General features: G+C 67.8%; 14 protein-coding genes and 2 pseudogenes. 13 read left to right on the top strand and 3 right to left on the bottom strand.

Features of this window, described 5'->3' with window-relative positions; translation table 11 throughout:
• The 8 genes and pseudogenes from sufC to E3O67_RS06765 all read left to right on the top strand — a co-directional run.
• Window positions 1–134 (top strand): annotated as a pseudogene (gene sufC / locus E3O67_RS17375) (Fe-S cluster assembly ATPase SufC); the annotation flags it as partial.
• Window positions 131–490 (top strand): metal-sulfur cluster assembly factor, encoded by a 360-nt coding sequence (locus tag E3O67_RS06795; protein WP_134426786.1) that lies wholly within the window; start codon window positions 131–133, stop codon window positions 488–490. The pseudogene sufC and the gene E3O67_RS06795, both read left to right, overlap by 4 nt.
• 45 nt (window positions 491–535) lie before the next feature.
• A complete protein-coding gene (gene fdxA / locus E3O67_RS06790; protein WP_134426788.1) occupies window positions 536–859 on the top strand; it encodes a ferredoxin in 324 nt (107 codons plus the stop codon).
• Between the two features lie 135 nt (window positions 860–994).
• The gene (locus E3O67_RS06785) at window positions 995–2,350 is read left to right on the top strand and encodes an MFS transporter (protein ID WP_241982043.1); all 1,356 of its coding nucleotides are present in this window, start codon (window positions 995–997) and stop codon (window positions 2,348–2,350) included.
• A 151-nt stretch (window positions 2,351–2,501) separates the two neighbouring features.
• Window positions 2,502–3,197 carry an endonuclease NucS gene (gene nucS / locus E3O67_RS06780; protein ID WP_134426790.1) on the top strand — a complete coding sequence of 232 codons (696 nt, stop codon included), beginning with the start codon at window positions 2,502–2,504 and terminating at the stop codon, window positions 3,195–3,197.
• Between the two features lie 86 nt (window positions 3,198–3,283).
• Complete coding sequence (locus E3O67_RS06775) at window positions 3,284–3,949, top strand: HAD hydrolase-like protein (protein ID WP_241979094.1); 666 nt, start codon at window positions 3,284–3,286, stop codon at window positions 3,947–3,949.
• A 322-nt stretch (window positions 3,950–4,271) separates the two neighbouring features.
• Entirely contained in the window at window positions 4,272–4,925 is a 654-nt protein-coding gene (locus E3O67_RS06770) for a bifunctional 2-polyprenyl-6-hydroxyphenol methylase/3-demethylubiquinol 3-O-methyltransferase UbiG (RefSeq protein WP_135102298.1), read from the top strand.
• 70 nt (window positions 4,926–4,995) lie between these two features.
• Complete coding sequence (locus E3O67_RS06765; protein WP_135102297.1) at window positions 4,996–6,285, top strand: MFS transporter; 1,290 nt, start codon at window positions 4,996–4,998, stop codon at window positions 6,283–6,285.
• Between the two features lie 285 nt (window positions 6,286–6,570).
• Here the strand turns inward: E3O67_RS06765 and arsA are convergent, their stop codons facing one another.
• The 3 genes from arsA to E3O67_RS06750 all read right to left on the bottom strand — a co-directional run bounded on the left by arsA (window position 6,571) and on the right by E3O67_RS06750 (window position 9,328).
• Window positions 6,571–8,388, bottom strand: coding sequence for an arsenical pump-driving ATPase (arsA, locus tag E3O67_RS06760; RefSeq protein ID WP_135102299.1), 1,818 nt, complete (start codon window positions 8,386–8,388; stop codon window positions 6,571–6,573).
• 17 nt (window positions 8,389–8,405) lie between these two features.
• Complete coding sequence (arsD, locus tag E3O67_RS06755; protein WP_135102296.1) at window positions 8,406–8,891, bottom strand: arsenite efflux transporter metallochaperone ArsD; 486 nt, start codon at window positions 8,889–8,891, stop codon at window positions 8,406–8,408.
• Between the two features lie 152 nt (window positions 8,892–9,043).
• Window positions 9,044–9,328: a MarR family transcriptional regulator gene (locus E3O67_RS06750; protein WP_134426797.1), complete on the bottom strand. Its 285-nt coding sequence runs from the start codon at window positions 9,326–9,328 to the stop codon at window positions 9,044–9,046.
• Between the two features lie 105 nt (window positions 9,329–9,433).
• Here E3O67_RS06750 and E3O67_RS06745 point away from each other — a divergent pair, with 105 nt between their 5' ends.
• The 5 genes and pseudogenes from E3O67_RS06745 to E3O67_RS06725 form a co-directional block, all read left to right on the top strand.
• Complete coding sequence (locus E3O67_RS06745) at window positions 9,434–10,996, top strand: proton-conducting transporter membrane subunit (RefSeq protein ID WP_166786879.1); 1,563 nt, start codon at window positions 9,434–9,436, stop codon at window positions 10,994–10,996.
• Window positions 10,993–13,428, top strand: a complete 2,436-nt coding sequence (locus E3O67_RS06740; RefSeq protein WP_134426801.1) for a DUF2309 domain-containing protein — start codon at window positions 10,993–10,995, stop codon at window positions 13,426–13,428. The genes E3O67_RS06745 and E3O67_RS06740 overlap by 4 nt, the downstream gene beginning before the upstream one ends.
• A complete protein-coding gene (locus E3O67_RS06735; protein ID WP_134426803.1) occupies window positions 13,425–13,742 on the top strand; it encodes a transcriptional regulator in 318 nt (105 codons plus the stop codon). The genes E3O67_RS06740 and E3O67_RS06735 overlap by 4 nt, the downstream gene beginning before the upstream one ends.
• The gene (locus E3O67_RS06730; protein ID WP_134426805.1) at window positions 13,739–14,581 is read left to right on the top strand and encodes a DUF6671 family protein; all 843 of its coding nucleotides are present in this window, start codon (window positions 13,739–13,741) and stop codon (window positions 14,579–14,581) included. Before E3O67_RS06735 ends, E3O67_RS06730 begins: the two co-directional genes overlap by 4 nt.
• 512 nt (window positions 14,582–15,093) lie before the next feature.
• Window positions 15,094–15,388: pseudogene (locus E3O67_RS06725) on the top strand (hypothetical protein); the annotation flags it as partial.

Genomic DNA, 15,388 nt, shown 5'->3' with positions numbered 1-15,388 from the left:
TGCGCTACATCAAGCCGGACTTCGTGCACGTCTTCGTCGACGGCCGCATCGCAGAGCAGGGCGGCCCCGAGCTCGCCGACCGCCTCGAAGACGAGGGCTACGATCGCTTCCAGACCGCTGAGGTCGCCCGATGAGCCTCGGAACGACCGCCCTGCAGTCGGCGGAATCAACCCTGGGGGCGGCGCGGTTCGATGCCATCCAGGAGGCACTCAAGGACGTGATCGACCCGGAACTCGGAATCAACATCGTCGACCTCGGACTGATCTACGACCTGGGCTGGGACGATGAGAACGATGCCCTGATCATCCACATGACCCTGACCTCGGCCGGCTGCCCGCTCACCGAGATGCTCGAGTCGGAGATCGGCGTCAACCTGGACGGCATCGTCGACCGCTTCCGCATCAACTGGGTCTGGATGCCGCCGTGGGGCATCGACAAGATCACCGACGACGGTCGGGAGATGATGAGCGCTCTTGGATTCAACGTCTAACCAGCCCGTTGCCACCCATCGGCTTCCTCTGACCGAGGTGCGCCGATGACCTATGTGATCGCCCTGCCCTGCGTCGACGTGAAGGACCGCGCCTGCGTGGACGAGTGCCCGGTCGACTGCATCTACGAGGGGGACCGCTCCCTCTATATCCACCCAGACGAGTGCATCGACTGCGGCGCCTGCGAACCCGTCTGCCCGGTCGAGGCCATCTACTATGAAGACGACCTGCCCGAGAAATGGGCCGACTACTACAAGGCCAACGTCGAGTTCTTCGACGACATTGGCTCGCCCGGCGGGGCAGCGAAGTCCGGCGTGTTCCAGAAGGACCACCCGCTCATCGCCGCCCTGCCACCGCAGGTTCCGGCCTGACCCGTGCCTGTTGCGAACGGATGCGACCGAGCACCGTGTCCCGCTGCGACGCGGTCGCCCGTTCGGAACCACTTCGGCAACCCCTGTGTCGGCGTTCGACGTGCGACCCGGTGCGTTTCGGATACCTTGGAGGGTGTGACCCACACCGCCCGCGACCTCGGAGCCGCCACCGTTCGTGCCGCCCAGCCGGGCCTCCTCGCCTGGCGGAACGCCGTGTTCGCGCTCTTCTTCATCTCCGGTCTCGCGCTGGCGACCTGGATGTCCCGCATCCCGGCCGTGCGCGACGGCCTCGACCTTTCGACGGCGCAGGTGGGCATCGTCATCTTCGGGCTCTCGGCCGGATCGGTGATCGGCCTGATCGCGGCGGTCGGGCTGCTCGCGCGACTCGGCGCCCGGCGCGCCATGGTGCTCGGCGTCGCGATCTCCTCGGTCGGGCTCATCACGGCGGGGGTCGGCACGAGCCTGCTGGCATCCACCGAGCTGGTCTTCGCCGGGCTGGTCCTGGTCGGCTTCGGGATGGGCTCGGTCGACGTCATGATGAACGTCGAAGGCGCGGCGGCCGAGCGGGCGATCGGCAAGACGCTGATGCCGCTGATGCACGCCTGCTTCAGCCTCGGCACCGTGGTCGGCGCGCTGGCCGGCGCGGGGGCATCCTTCGTCTCGTTGCCGGTGTTCTGGCACCTGGTCGGGATCGCTCTGCTCGTGCTCGCCACGGCCGTCGTCGGGGTGCGGCACATCCCGGTGCGCACGGAGCTCGGCGACGAGCCGGCCCCGGTTGCGACCGGAGAGTCGGACGTCACGCCGAATGCCGCGCGGGGCCAAGCGTCGGAGGTCGTTTCGGCCCCAGCCGCCCCGGCCGCCCTGCCGCCCTGGCGGGAGCGCCTGCGCGCCGGCCTGTCCGTCTGGGGTGACACGAGGATCCTCCTGATCGGCGTGATCGTGCTGGGCATGACCTTCGCCGAGGGCTCGGCCAACGACTGGCTGGCCCTGGCCGCCGTCGACGGGCACGGGCTGAGCAACACGGAGGGTGCCATCGTTTTCGGAGTCTTCGTGAGCGCGATGACCGTCGGCCGGGTGTTCGGCGGCCCGATCCTGGACCGGTTCGGCCGGGTCCCGGTGCTGCGCGCCTGCGCCGCGCTGGGCATCCTGGGTCTGGTTCTGTTCATCCTGGCGCCGGACGCGTGGCTGCTCTATGTCGGCACGGTGCTCTGGGGTCTCGGCGCGTCACTCGGCTTCCCGGTGGGCATGTCGGCCGCCGCCGACGACACGAAAAACGCTGCCGCCCGGGTGAGCGCCGTCGCCATGATCGGCTACTTCGCGTTCCTCGTGGGCCCGCCCGTGCTCGGCCTGCTCGGCGAAACGTGGGGCATCCTGAACGCTCTGTTCCTGATCCTCGCGCTGATGGTGCTGGCCGGCCTGGCCGCCCCCGCCGCGCGCGAGCGCACCCACGCCCCCACTTCGCCCTCTTCGTCCGCCGCCCCCGCCGCCTAACGAATTCGACGGAGATTTTGGGCTCAGAGGCCAGTTTTGGGCTGCTTAGAGGCAATATCGGCAAAATCTCCGTCGAATTCGTTCCGGGCGGGGCGCGGGAGGGCCGTCGAAGGTGGGCGAACAGATGCCGCGGCGCGGTTAGGCTCGAACCGTGCGCCTTGTGATTGCGAAATGTTCCGTCGACTACGCCGGGAGACTCAGCGCGCATCTGCCGCTGGCCACCCGCCTGCTTATGATCAAGTCGGACGGCAGCGTGCTCGTGCACTCCGACGGCGGCTCCTACAAGCCGCTCAACTGGATGAGCCCGCCGTGCAGCCTGGCGCTGTCCGACCCCGATGACGACCAGACGGATGTCGGCGTCACGGCCGTCTGGACGGTCACCCACGCGAAGACTGCCGACCAGCTCATCGTCAGCATCTACGAGGTGCTGCACGACTCAGCCCATGAGCTCGGCATCGACCCCGGGCTGATCAAGGACGGCGTCGAGGCCCACCTGCAGAAGCTGCTGGCCGAGCACATCCACCTGCTCGGCGACGGCCACACGCTGGTTCGCCGGGAGTACATGACGGCGATCGGCCCGGTCGACATCCTGGCGCGCGATTCGGCGGGCGGATCCGTGGCCGTGGAACTGAAGCGGCGCGGCGACATCGACGGGGTGGAGCAGCTCACGCGCTACCTCGAGCTCATGAACCGCGACCCGCATCTTGCGCCGGTGATCGGGGTTTTCGCTGCACAGATCATCAAGCCGCAGGCGCGCACCCTGGCCGAGGACCGCGGCATCCGTTGCCTCGTTCTCGACTACGACGCCATGCGCGGACTCGACGACACACAGTCGAAACTCTTTTAGGAGCTGGCGGCCCGCGCGAAAGCTCATAAGGCTCTTCTTCTTAAGATTTATGCGGGAGTCCGCGTTCGGAGCCCTAGGATTAGCCTGTGATTTCGACATTGACTCGCACGTGGAGTGCCATACTTTTTGACCTTGACGGAACGATCGCCGATTCCGCCCCGGCCATCACCAATTCTCTCGCTCGCACCTTCGCCGTGCTGGGCCGCCCGGTTCCCACCGACGCGGAGCTCACGGCCTACGTGGGTCCGCCCCTGCTCGCCGCGTTCAGCGAATACGCCGGGATGACCCCGGAGGAGGCCGTCGAGGCTCTCGCCGTCTACCGCGCCGACTACCAGGAACGGATGCTGGACACCGCCGTCTACCCGGGCGTCGCCGGGCTGCTCGAGCGCCTCCACGAGGCGAAGATCCCGATGGCCCTCGCAACCAGCAAGCCCGAGCACCACGCGACCGCCGTGCTCGAGCACTTCGACTTGGCAAAGTACTTCACGGCGATGGTGGGCTCCTCCGATTTGGAAACCCGCAGCTCCAAGGCCGACATCGTGGCCGAGGCGCTCGCGCGACTCGGCGCCGTCGGAGCCGACGTCGCCACCCCCGTCATGGTCGGCGACCGCCGGTACGACGCCGAAGGGGCTGCCGCGCACGGCGTCCCGACCATCCTCGTGGAGTGGGGCTACGGCTCCCCGACCGAGGCCGTCGGCGCGCACGCGACCGTCTACTCCGTCGACCAGCTCACCAAGCTGCTGCTCGGCTGACCTCCGCGTTCCTCCGCTCCCCGACGCTCCCTCTCGCCCCCTTCCGCCCGCTTCCGCCCGCTTTCAATCGCGTCCACTTGCGTCCAATTGAGGGAAAGGCACCTTCGTTTCGACGACGAGGGTGCTTTTTCCGCAACTCGGCCGGGTTGGCCGGACGGTTCCGTGAGCGGGTCCCGCGAGCTCGGCGGGTCCGTGCTGCGCCCGGTGGGCGCACCCACTCTCTCCGGGCGCACTGCTCTCCCGCTAAGCCGCCGCCGCGTGCGAAACTGGCCTTCGCGCAGCATCCGTTCACAGCGACGGATGCCCGCCGAGAGGACACGCAATGGACGCCACCGAATGGGACACCCGCTACCGCCTCGCCCGTGAGGCCCGGGCCGGCGAGGCCGGACGCCTCTGGTCGGCGGTGCCGGCGCAGATCGTGCAGGACACCGTGAGCCCGTTCACGCCGGGGCGCGCCCTGGACCTGGCCGCCGGCGACGGCCGCAACGCGATCTGGCTGGCCGGCCACGGCTGGACGGTCACCGCGGTCGACTTCTCCGCCGAGGCCATCGGCCAGGCCGGCGCGCACGCCGCCGAGGCCGGCGTGGCGGTGGACTGGCAGGTCGGCGACGCCACGACCTGGGACCCGGCGGGCGAGGGCTTTGACCTGATCACCGTGGTGTACCTGCACCTGCCCGAGCCGGGACTGCGCTCCGTGCTGGCCCGCGCCGCCGGGTGGCTCTCCCCCGGCGGGCACCTGGTCGTGCTCGGGCACGACCGGGCCAACCTTGACACAGGGGCTCCCGGGCCGACCAACCCGGACATCCTCTACACGCCGGAGCTGCTGCGCTCGAGCATTGACCCCGCGAGCCTCGGTGCCTGCCGCGTCGTGCGTTGCGAGACCGTCCGCCGCGACCTCGCCACCGACCCGGAGGGCCCCCGGGACGGCGCCGGCGCCACGTTCGCCCTCGACACCCTGCTCGTCGTCGACGCCTGACGCCGAACCCACTGACCGAGTACCCCCTGGGGTATACTGACATCCTGCCGCATACGCACAAGGGAGCCCGATGTCCACCAATCCGGATGCGCCAGCGCCGGTGACCCCGGAGGCGAGCCCCGTGCCCACACCCGCCGACCACACGCCGTTGCAGCGCACGGTCGTGCGGGTGCTGATCGCCGGCCAGATCCTCGGCGGGATCGGCATGGGTGCCACGCTCTCCCTCGGCGCCCTGCTGGCCGCCCAGCTTTCCGGCTCCAGCGCCTGGTCCGGCATGGCCGCAACCATGAGCACCCTCGGCGCCGCCCTCGTGGCCGTTCCGCTGGCCCGACTGGCCCAGCGCCGCGGGCGCAGCCGTTCCCTCGCGACCGGTTCCCTCATCGCCGGCTCGGGGGCTGTTCTCGCCATCACCTCGGTCGCGATCGACGTCTTCCCGCTGCTCCTGCTGGCGCTGATGCTCCTCGGCGCCGGCTCGGCGACGAACCTGCAGGCCCGCTTCGCAGCGACCGACCTCGCGAGCACGCGGTTCCGGGCGCGTGACCTGTCCATCGTGGTCTGGTCCACGACCATCGGCGCCGTGCTCGGCCCCAACCTATTCGGCCCCGGCGAGGTCGTGGGCGAGGCACTCGGCCTGCCCCCGCTGACCGGCGCCTTCGCCTTCTCCCTGATCGCCACGCTCGGCGCGGCCGTCGTCTATACCGTCGGCCTCCGCCCCGACCCGCTTCTCACCGCCCTCGCCGCCCGCGAGGTGGACCCCTCGGACGGCACGCGGCGAGGCGGCCTGGCCATCGTGCGCGCCAACCCACAGGCCCGCTTCGCGGTGGCCGTGATCGCCCTCAGCCATGCCACCATGGTCGCCCTGATGTCGATGGCCCCGGTGCACCTGCGCGACCACGGCGCCACCCTGACGCTAGTGGGCCTGACCATCAGCCTTCACGTGGCCGGCATGTACGCGCTCTCGCCGGTCTTCGGTTGGCTGGCCGACCGCCTGGGACGGATGCCCGTCATCCTCCTCGGCCAGGGCCTGCTGCTGGCCTCGCTGGCGATCTTCTGGCTGGCCGGGGAGTCGCAGACCGCCATGACCGTGGGGCTGATCTTGCTCGGACTGGGCTGGTCGGCATCCGTCGTCGCCGCCTCAGCACTGATCGCCGAGGCGGTGGACGTGCATGACCGCGCCGCCCTGCAGGGCTTCTCCGACCTGTCGATGAACGGGGCCGGCGCCCTCGGCGGAGCCCTGGCCGGTCTGATCCTGAGCGCCATCGGCTACTCCGGGCTCGGCCTGGTCACCATGGTGCTGGCGGTCGTCATCGTCGTCTGGTCGGCCGCGCGCGGCACGACCCCCCGGCCGGCCGTGCGCTAGCCGAGTCGCTCATCGCAGGCGGAGTGCCGCGCCCGGCGGCGAACGAACGGCGGTGAACGAACGGCGGTGAACGAACGGCGGTGAACGAATTCGACGGGGATTTTGCAGTGAAAGCGCTCTCTTCCACCGTTCAGGCCTGATTCGGCCAAAATCTCCGTCGAATTCGTTCGGGCCGGTGTGGCTACGGAGCCTCGGACTGGACCGGCGCGTCGGCGTGAACGACGGCCCGCCAACTCGACGGCCCGCCAACTCAACGGCCGGCCGACGCGCTGGCCGCCCGATCCACTAGCGAACGGATGCCGGCGCCGGCTGCCTCTCCGCTGCCAGCGCGAGCAGCGCGGGAATGCCGACCGGCTCCTCCGCCAGCAGAGGAACCACCGCGAGCCGCGGGGCGCGCTTCTCGTGCACATGCTCGAGCTCGGGAAGCTCGTTCCGGGCCCGCTCGAGCAGCAGCGGGCTGGTCGGCGCCGCCGCGGCGATCGAGTTGTTCACGATCCACGCCCACGGCGTGATGCCGGCGCGCTCCAGGTCGTCCTGCAGCTCCGCCGCCTCGAGTACGGGCGTGGTCTCGGCGAGGGTGACCAGGATCACCTTCGTCTGCTCCGGGTCCTGCAACCGCATCATCGGCGTCGTCAGACGGATGCCGTCACCCAGCTGCCGGGCGACCTCACGGTGGTACGACCCGGTCGCATCCAGCAGCAGCAGGGTGTGACCCGTAGGCGCGGTGTCCATCACGACGAAGGTGTTCTTCGCCTCCCGGCTCACGCGGGAGAAGGCCTGGAACACGGCGATCTCCTCGGTGCACGGCGAGCGCAGGTCCTCGCGGAGCATGGCCTGGCCCTGTGCGTCGAGCTGCGCGCCCTTCGTTCTCATGACCCGCTCGGTGTAGGCGGCGATTTCGACGGCCGGGTCGATCCGGGACACGGTCAGGTGCGGCAATCCGCCGGCCAGGGTGTCGTCGAGGTGCGCGGCCGGGTCGGTCGTGGTGAGGTGCACGGGCAGCCCGCGTTCCGCAAGGCTGACGGCGATGGCCGCCGCGAGCGTGGTCTTACCCACGCCGCCCTTGCCCATCAGCATCACCAGGCCGTGGCCGCCGGCCTCGATCTCGTCGACGAGGGCCGAGAGCGGGGCCCCCGGAACGGCCATGTCGACGGCGGCGGCGACCGGCGCCGAGACGACCTCCGGCTCCAGCAGACCGCGCAGCGCGGCCAGGCCGACCATGTTGGTGCTCTTCAGCTCCACGTAGTCGGTGGGCGCCGAGCGGAGCCCCTCAGGTATCTCGGCGAGCGCCTGCTGCTCCCGCGCCCGGATGGCCGCGAAGAGCGGATCGGCCGCTGCCCCGGCAGGCGTGGCCGTGCCTGAGCCGGCACCCGGGTGCGCCCGGGCCGGCAGGATGCCGTTGACCACCAGGTGCTGGCGCTGCATGCCGATGGCGGCCAGTTCGGCCTGGGTGCGCGCCGCCTCGCGCAGGGTGGAGCCCTGGGCGCGCGCCACGAGCACCAGCCGGGTGCGTGCGGGGTTGGCAAGCGCGGCCACGGCGTCGGCGTAGACGACGCGCTGTTTCTCGAGGCCGGAGAGCGGCCCAAGGCAGGATGCGTCGCCCGTGCCCTCGGTGAGGAAGTCGCTCCACGACCCGGGCAGCTGCAACAGGCGGATGGTGTGCCCGGTGGGGGCCGTGTCGAAGAGGATGTGGTCGTACGCGGCCGTCCACGCGGCATCCGTCAGCAGGTCGGTGAACTCGTTGAAGGAGGCGATCTCGGTGGTGCAGGCGCCCGAGAGCTGCTCCTCGATGGTGGCCACCTCGGCGGCCGGCAGCAGTCCGCGCACCGGGCCGACGATGCGTTCGCGGTATTGCTCGGCCGCCTGCTCGGGGTCGATCTCGAGGGCCGACAGGCCGGGCACCGCCGCGATTGGGGTGACCGTGTTGCCGATGCTCACCCCGAACACCTGACCAACATTGGAGGCCGGATCGGTGCTGACCAGCAGCACGGATGCCCCGGCCTCGGCGAGGCGCACCGCGCTCGCGCACGCGATGGAGGTCTTGCCGACCCCGCCCTTGCCGGTGAAGAAGAGGAAGCGCGGGGCGTCGGCGAGGAAGCGCAGGGTCGTCATGATCAGCCCTAGCAGCAGCCGCCGGTGCCGCAGCAGCCGGCTTCGGCACTGGCCTCCGCACCCGCACCCGGTGTGGCCGACGCCATGGCGAGCAGCTGAACCGAGCCCTCAGGCTGCAGGGCGGCGAGGTGACTGGCCGCTCCGGAGTCGGATGCGGTGTCAGCGGCAGTGTCAGCGGCGGTGTCGGCAGCCGCCAAGCCGGTCCAGCTCACGAGCTCGGAACGGGTGGGGTAGCGGCCGGTGAGCACGGTGGCTCCGTCCACCAGCGTGACCGGCAGTCCCTCCTGGCCGACGGTGTGCAGGAACCGGCGGGCCACCTCGTTCTCCACGAAGGCGAGCGGCTCCTGGGCCAGGTTGAACCGTGCGACGTCGCCGCCGTTCGCGCGGGTGAAATCGAGGTCGGCGGAAAAGGAGACGAGCGCCTGGTCGATGTCGACTCCGCAGATGCCCGTGCCGCAGCAGAGTCCCGGTTCGAAAATCTCGATGTGTGCCATGGGTGACCATCTCCTAGGCCGGCATCCTGTGGGGACGACTTGTCCGTGATGACGGTCCTCACAGTATATCGATGGTTATCGATATTGCAGAGGGCAACTCCGGTTCGGCGGCGACGAATGGATGACGCATTTGCGGGACATCCGCGGATCCATCACTGGCTGCGAGTGTTTGCGAAGGTGGAAAGCAGCTCCCCGATGCGATGATCGCGATCAAAGGGGTGCCGAAGTGGCATTGCCGTGTTCAGCCGATACGTGTTGCGGCGACCCTCGCGTTCGCGGTTCAGGTAGCCCGCCTCCTCCAACTCGGTGACGATGCGTTGCGCCGCTCGCTCAGTGATACCCACCTGAACGGCCACGTCGCGTAGGCGCACGTTCGGGTTGTCCGCCACGCACAACAACACGTGGGCGTGATTGGTCAGAAACGTCCAGGTCGCCATGCTCGATTATCTCCCGCCGACGAGCTTCTCCGTACACATAATTCTCGACACTCAACATGTGCTATGTTTTTCCTGTTTTGTAAGTCATGTTTTCGAGAGGTGCCGATGCCTGATTGGCTTGTTGTGGGTGGTGTGACCGTGACGCCGTGGATCGCGGGGCTCTCGGCCGCGCTCCTCGGCTGGGCGGGGGCGAGCGGAGACAGGGTTGCCCGCGTGGCGGCGACCGTAACCGGGGTCGGGTTCGTCGTGAGTGTCGCGGTCGCCATCGCATCCGTTGCCGCACCGCACCAGAGTGAGCAGGTGGCATTCGGGTCCACCGCCGTGCACCTGGATGCCTTGGCGATGATCCTGTCGATGCTGGTGCTTGGACTCAGCGCACTGATCCAGGTCTTCGCGATTCGATACCTACGGGGTGATCTCCGGCAGGTCTGGTTCGTCGTCGCCGCCAACCTGCTCACCGGCTTCACCGTGTTGATGGTGTGCGCCGGGTCGGTGGCCCTGTTCGCTGTGGCCTGGATCGGGGTGGGGGTGGCCCTCGTCGTACTCCTGGCAACCTATCGGCCGCTTTCGCAGGCCCGCGACGGGATCCGGCGTACCGGAACCCGGTTCCTGATCGCCGACACTGCCTTCTTGGTTCCTGTCGCCGTTCTGCTGGTCACCGCGGGAGGAGATATTCCCCTGGATCAGCTTGGAGCGGTCGCGGCGACCTTGCCACTGCCGCTCCAGTTGACCTGCGCCGCGCTGCTCGTGGTCTCGGCGTTGGCTCGCTCCAGCCAGATCCCCTTCCAGGGCTGGCTCCCGTTCACGTTGGCGGCGCCCACCCCGGTGTCCGCCTTGATGCACGCCGGCGTGGTCAACGCCGGTGCGATACTGCTGATCCGCTTCGCGCCGGCCATCGCGCAGCACCAAGCCGTCATGATCGGGGTGTTTATGGCCGGCGCCGTGACCCTGGTCTACGCATCGGCGGTGCGCCTGGTCCGGCCGGATGTGAAGGGGAGGTTGGTGTTCTCGACGATGGCGCAGATGGGGTTCATGATCATGGCCTGCGGTTTGGGTGTGTTCGCGGCGGCAATCTTCCATCTGGTTGCCCATTCCCTCTTCAAATCTACCCTCTTCCTCGGGGCCGGAATGGGGGTGCGCCAGCACGCCGTCGACCGGGACCTCCCACCCCGACAGATCTACTCGCCGTTCGCACTGGCTGCAGCCGTGACCCTGTCGGTACTGGTGCCGTTGGCAGCGCTGGCCGCAGCCGAATGGGCGTTCTCGCCCCCCGTGTCAGCGGCCAGTACCGCTCTGCTCGTATTCGTTGCCGTGACCGCCAGCGTCGCTCTGGGCACAGCACTGAGCACGAACTTCTCGCCCCGAACGTTCCTAACCGGCACGGCATCAACAGTGGTGCTGATAGTCGGATATGTGGCCCTCCTGCAGCTGTTCACAGCGGCACTGGAGCCCGAGACCACCATCAACGCCGCCCCCGCCTGGCTACTCGCCGTGCCCACCGTCGGCCTCATCGCTGTCCAACTGCTCTCACGCAACCCGCATCGACTCGCGCACCTGCGTGACCGCGTGTACACCACGGCCGTGACGACCACCCTTCCCCGTCCGCCGGCTCTTCCCCGCCCGAAAGCTGCCCCCCGCCCGCCTGTGACCACAGGAGTGTTGTCATGAATTTGATTCTTCGCGCCCAAGTGGCCACGGCGGCACACGACATTGTGCCGTCCTGGCCGGTGGAGTCCTTCATCGCCGTAAATCCTCTCGCAGGCCACGAACCTCGCCCATTCGAGACCGCCGCCACTCCGGGCGTAATCCTGACCCGATCCCGGGACTCCTACCTCGCCGACGCCGATCGTGGCCGCATCGTCGATGCCGATCTCGAAGCAGCCCTGGTCGAGCGTGTCCCCGAACTCGCCGGGCAGCTCACCATCGGCGGGAAAAGCGTATCCGCGTTGAGCGTGGCGATTCTGGATCTGAAGACCACGCAGTGGAATTCCCCCGCCGCAGCCGAACCGTCGGCACTTTGGCTTGACGAGTATCTGGCCAGCTGGGTGTCGTCCTACCTGAACCCGGACCCGCTCTGGGCCATGCCCCACAAGCAGCACGGCTTCTACCGGGCGTGGCGAACCCTGGCCCGCCGGGACCCGGCACTCCCCCGAACGGCGCGCCGGACGGTGGTCGAGCTGCCCGTCGAGCCCGACGCCGCACTGGCGTGGGCCCTGGTCAAACTCGGAGTTCCGGCGGAGGCAGTGATGCAGACCCTCCGGACCGAACTCCAACACCTGCCGGGCTGGGTCGGCCACATCAAATGGCGGGCCGAGAAGATCGGGGACATCGACCTGCTCTCCTACCTGGGCGTGAGATTGACCCTCCAAGCCATCCTCGGCCTGACCGGCCTCCCTTCACCACGCGGAGTCGTCGGAGCCGACGAGACCCCGTCGGCCCTCTGGCACCGGGCCGAGCACGTCGCCCGGTCCATCGGAGGCAGTCGAGCAGACCGGGACGACATCGCGGCAGTGAGCCGGGTCTTAGCCACCCATCCGGTGCCCGACCACGCGTTGACCTGGCAGAAGGCCTATGAACTGCACTACCTCGCCACCCTGGTGGACACCCTCAGGGACACCGACCCGTTCACCCTTCGTCCCCAACTGCAACTGGTGATGTGTATCGACCCCCGGTCCGAAGGAATGCGGCGTCACGTCGAGGTCCTCCCTGGATTGGAAACGTTCGGTTTCGCCGGATTCTTCGGCGTCCCCGTGCGCTTCTCCCGGTACAAAGCCCGAGGAGCCATCAATTCGTTGCCGGCCCTCCTGACGGCCCGGCACCACCTCACCGAACACCCGACCCACCCAGCGACGGCTGAAGACCACATCATGCGCGGTCGCACCCGGGACGCGCTCCGGCGGTCTACCCACCGTGCCGACTCCGGCACAGTGACACCCTTCGCCTTCGCGGAGGTATCCGGTTGGCTGTACGGCGCCATCAGCGTACTGCGCACCCTCGCCCCCACGATGCAGGCACGCATCCACCAATTCCTGACCCCGGCGACGGCCACGCTCCCGAGTGACGTGACAGTCGCCGAGGCGTTCACGCTGGACGAGCGGGCCGCGATGGCTGAAACTGCGGTGCGGATGATGGGCATCACCCAGTTCGCCCCTCTGGTCGTGCTCGCCGGCCACGCATCCGAGTCGATGAACAACCTCTACCAGTCAGCGTTGGATTGCGGCGCCTGCGGCGGCAACCCCGGGGCGGCCAACGCCCGCGCCTCCGCCGCCATCTTCAACGACCCCGCCGTACGCGCCCTTCTGGCAGCCCGCGGAATCGACATTCCCCCCGACAGCTTCTTCATCGCAGCCGAGCACAACACCGTCACCGACGCCGTCACACTCCTGGACCAGCACCTCATCCCGCAGAGCCACGTCGATGCAGCGGACACCTTCGACCGGGCCCAGCACACAGCCGCAAAGATGCTGCTCAGAGAGCGCGCCCAGGACCTACCCGGAGCATCCCCACACTCCCCCGCCCGAGTCCAGGGGCGCGCCCACGACTGGGCCGAGGTGTATCCGGAGCTGGGGCTGGCCGGAAACGCCGCCATGATCATCGGGCCACGTCAAATGACCCGCGGCGTCAACCTGGACCGGCGCGTGTTCCTCCACTCCTACCAAACAGAGTTGGACCTGGACGGTGCCGCGTTGGAAACGATCATGACCGCGCCCTTGATCGTCGCCCAGTGGATCAACCACCAGTACTACTTCTCCGCCCTCAACCCCGCCACCCTCGGAGCCGGAACCAAAACCATCCACAATGCCGTTGGCACCATCGGAGTCCTCGCCGGCCACGCGGGCGACCTGCGCCGCGGCCTGCCCTGGCAATCCGTCGGCCTCGGCGACCAACTGCTCCACGAACCGATGCGCCTGACCGTCATCATCCAGGCGCCCCTGGGCAGCATCGGCCGCATCGTCTCTGGCAACCAGGTGCTGCGCAACCTGCTCGACAACGACTGGATCACCCTCACCGCACGCACCGACCCCGCAGCCCCCTGGCACCGCTACACCCCGTACGGCTGGACGACCACCCCTACTGCACTGAAAGGAACACGACCATGAACAATTTGACCCAGATGACCCGGCTGGAGGTTGTCGTGCCCGCCCGCGACGCCCCCGCAATCCGCGAACTGATCACCTCCGCCGGAGCCACCGGCTACACGTCCGTGTCAGGGGTGTCCGGAATCGGACACCACGGCCAACACTCCGGGGCCTTACTCTTCAACGAATACGACACCCTCACCATGCTCATAACCGTCCTCCCACCCGCCAACGCCGGCGAACTGATCGACGCCGTGCAGCAACTTCTCAGTACCTCCAGCGGTGTCATGTTCGTCTCCGACACTTACGTCTCCAGGCCCGACTACTTCCAATGACCTGCCCGCGCACGGCTTACTCCGGACGCACGATCACCTTCGCCACGATGCACGGCAAAGAACTGCTCGCTCAGGACACATTCCAGAACACCCTGGGCGCGAACGTCACCGCGGCGGCGGGCCTCGACACCGACCAATTCGGAACATTCGCCGGCGACATTCCCCGACCCCTCAGCCCACGCGACTCAGCCCGTGCGAAAGCCCGACTCGGCATGCACCTGGCCGGAACCACCCTCGGGCTCGCCTCCGAAGGCACCTTCACCTCCGGATTCGGACTCCTTGTGGAGAACACTGAAATTCTCATCTTCATTGACAACACCCTGGGTCTGGAAATTGTCGAAGGCAGCGTCACCACCTCGCCAGTAGCCGGAGGACGGCGCATCACCAACGCCCGCGAAGCCCTGACGTTCGCGTCCGCTATCGGCTTCCCGGACCAAGGCGTGATCCTACAGAGCGCACAGAACGACCGAACATACGCCCACAAAAACATCACCCAATTGGAAGTACTCGGCGACACCACGGAAGCGCTCCTGAAACAGCACCACTCCGTTGTGATCCTTCCGGACTACCGTGCCCACAAGGCGCCGTCCCGAGCCGCAGCCATCCGGGCGCTCTGCGAAAAAATGGCCCAGCGACTCGCAACAGAGTGCCCGCGCTGCCGGGCGCCCGGGTTTGGCCACACCAACGTTGAACACGGCCTGCCCTGCTCCTCCTGCGGATCGGCAACCCAAGTAATCGCAGCCGATATCCATGGCTGCGGCCGGTGCACTCACCAAACCCGAACACCACGACGTCACGCCCACGCCGACCCGGAATGGTGCGACCACTGCAATCCATGACATGGCACCCTCACGCTGGAGGCACTGCACCAGCAGCGGTGGCACGCCCATCAGCTGGAGTCGCCGCATCGACTTCAGATTCCGTGTCGGTGTAATCGCCGCACCTTGAGATTCCGGGGTTCGCTGGAGGCGCTGAGGTCACGTCCCCGTATCGGCGATTCCGAGAGACTTTTGCTGAGACGTGGGTCACGACCTAACCAGGTATGAGCTCGGTAGCGAAGCCACTCCGTCAGCGTTGTTGTTTGCACGGCTTCGTGGGTGGCGCTTGCAGATTGGCTCGATGAAGCTCTGACGATGCTCGCCTGGGTCTGTTCACGTCGCCTCAGATTGGTTCTTGACAAGAAGGCCGTTCACGCAAAGTATCCAGGGGTAAGACGTCGTATTGGTTTGCTGGCCCGTAGTTGCGTGGGTTGCGTTGAGCAAACGTCAACGATTCCTNCAACGATTCCTTGTACTTCTGCATGTTTTTCTCCGAGCATGTTTTCGACATAACCTCCTAGTAAGGAATTTTGATGAATAAGAAGACAGCACTGTGGTGTGTGCCCGCGTTTGCTTTAGGTGTCGCCGTATTGACGAGTGGTCCAGCCTTTGCAGCCACTGGTGACGCGTCCTACCAGGGGACGCTCGATGCGATCAACGGCAGCAACGGCAGCGGCACCGTTTCCGTTGAGGTTTCCGGTGACCAGGCCACAGTCACCCAGACCGTCACGGGTCTGGCCGAGACCTTCGACGGAAAGCCGTACCCGCACGTACAGCACATCCACATCGGCGCGAAGGGGGAATGTCCCACTACGGCAGCTGACACCA

It is taken from the genome of Cryobacterium sp. TMT3-29-2 (genome assembly GCF_004564305.1).
GTDB classification, from domain to species: Bacteria; Actinomycetota; Actinomycetes; order Actinomycetales; family Microbacteriaceae; genus Cryobacterium; species Cryobacterium sinapicolor.
This window is presented reverse-complemented; position numbering and strand designations above follow the sequence as displayed.

Excerpts from the sequence above, each read along its gene's own strand:
- E3O67_RS06770 (WP_135102298.1), top strand. The coding sequence starts at position 4,272 with ATGGACGCCACCGAATGGGACACCCGCTACCGCCTCGCCCGTGAGGCC.
- arsD (WP_135102296.1), bottom strand. The coding sequence starts at position 8,891 with ATGGCACACATCGAGATTTTCGAACCGGGACTCTGCTGCGGCACGGGC.
- E3O67_RS06765 (WP_135102297.1), top strand. The coding sequence starts at position 4,996 with ATGTCCACCAATCCGGATGCGCCAGCGCCGGTGACCCCGGAGGCGAGC.
- E3O67_RS06730 (WP_134426805.1), top strand. The coding sequence starts at position 13,739 with ATGACCTGCCCGCGCACGGCTTACTCCGGACGCACGATCACCTTCGCC.
- E3O67_RS06735 (WP_134426803.1), top strand. The coding sequence starts at position 13,425 with ATGAACAATTTGACCCAGATGACCCGGCTGGAGGTTGTCGTGCCCGCC.
- E3O67_RS06795 (WP_134426786.1), top strand. The coding sequence starts at position 131 with ATGAGCCTCGGAACGACCGCCCTGCAGTCGGCGGAATCAACCCTGGGG.
- fdxA (WP_134426788.1), top strand. The coding sequence starts at position 536 with ATGACCTATGTGATCGCCCTGCCCTGCGTCGACGTGAAGGACCGCGCC.
- E3O67_RS06750 (WP_134426797.1), bottom strand. The coding sequence starts at position 9,328 with ATGGCGACCTGGACGTTTCTGACCAATCACGCCCACGTGTTGTTGTGC.
- E3O67_RS06740 (WP_134426801.1), top strand. The coding sequence starts at position 10,993 with ATGAATTTGATTCTTCGCGCCCAAGTGGCCACGGCGGCACACGACATT.
- E3O67_RS06745 (WP_166786879.1), top strand. The coding sequence starts at position 9,434 with ATGCCTGATTGGCTTGTTGTGGGTGGTGTGACCGTGACGCCGTGGATC.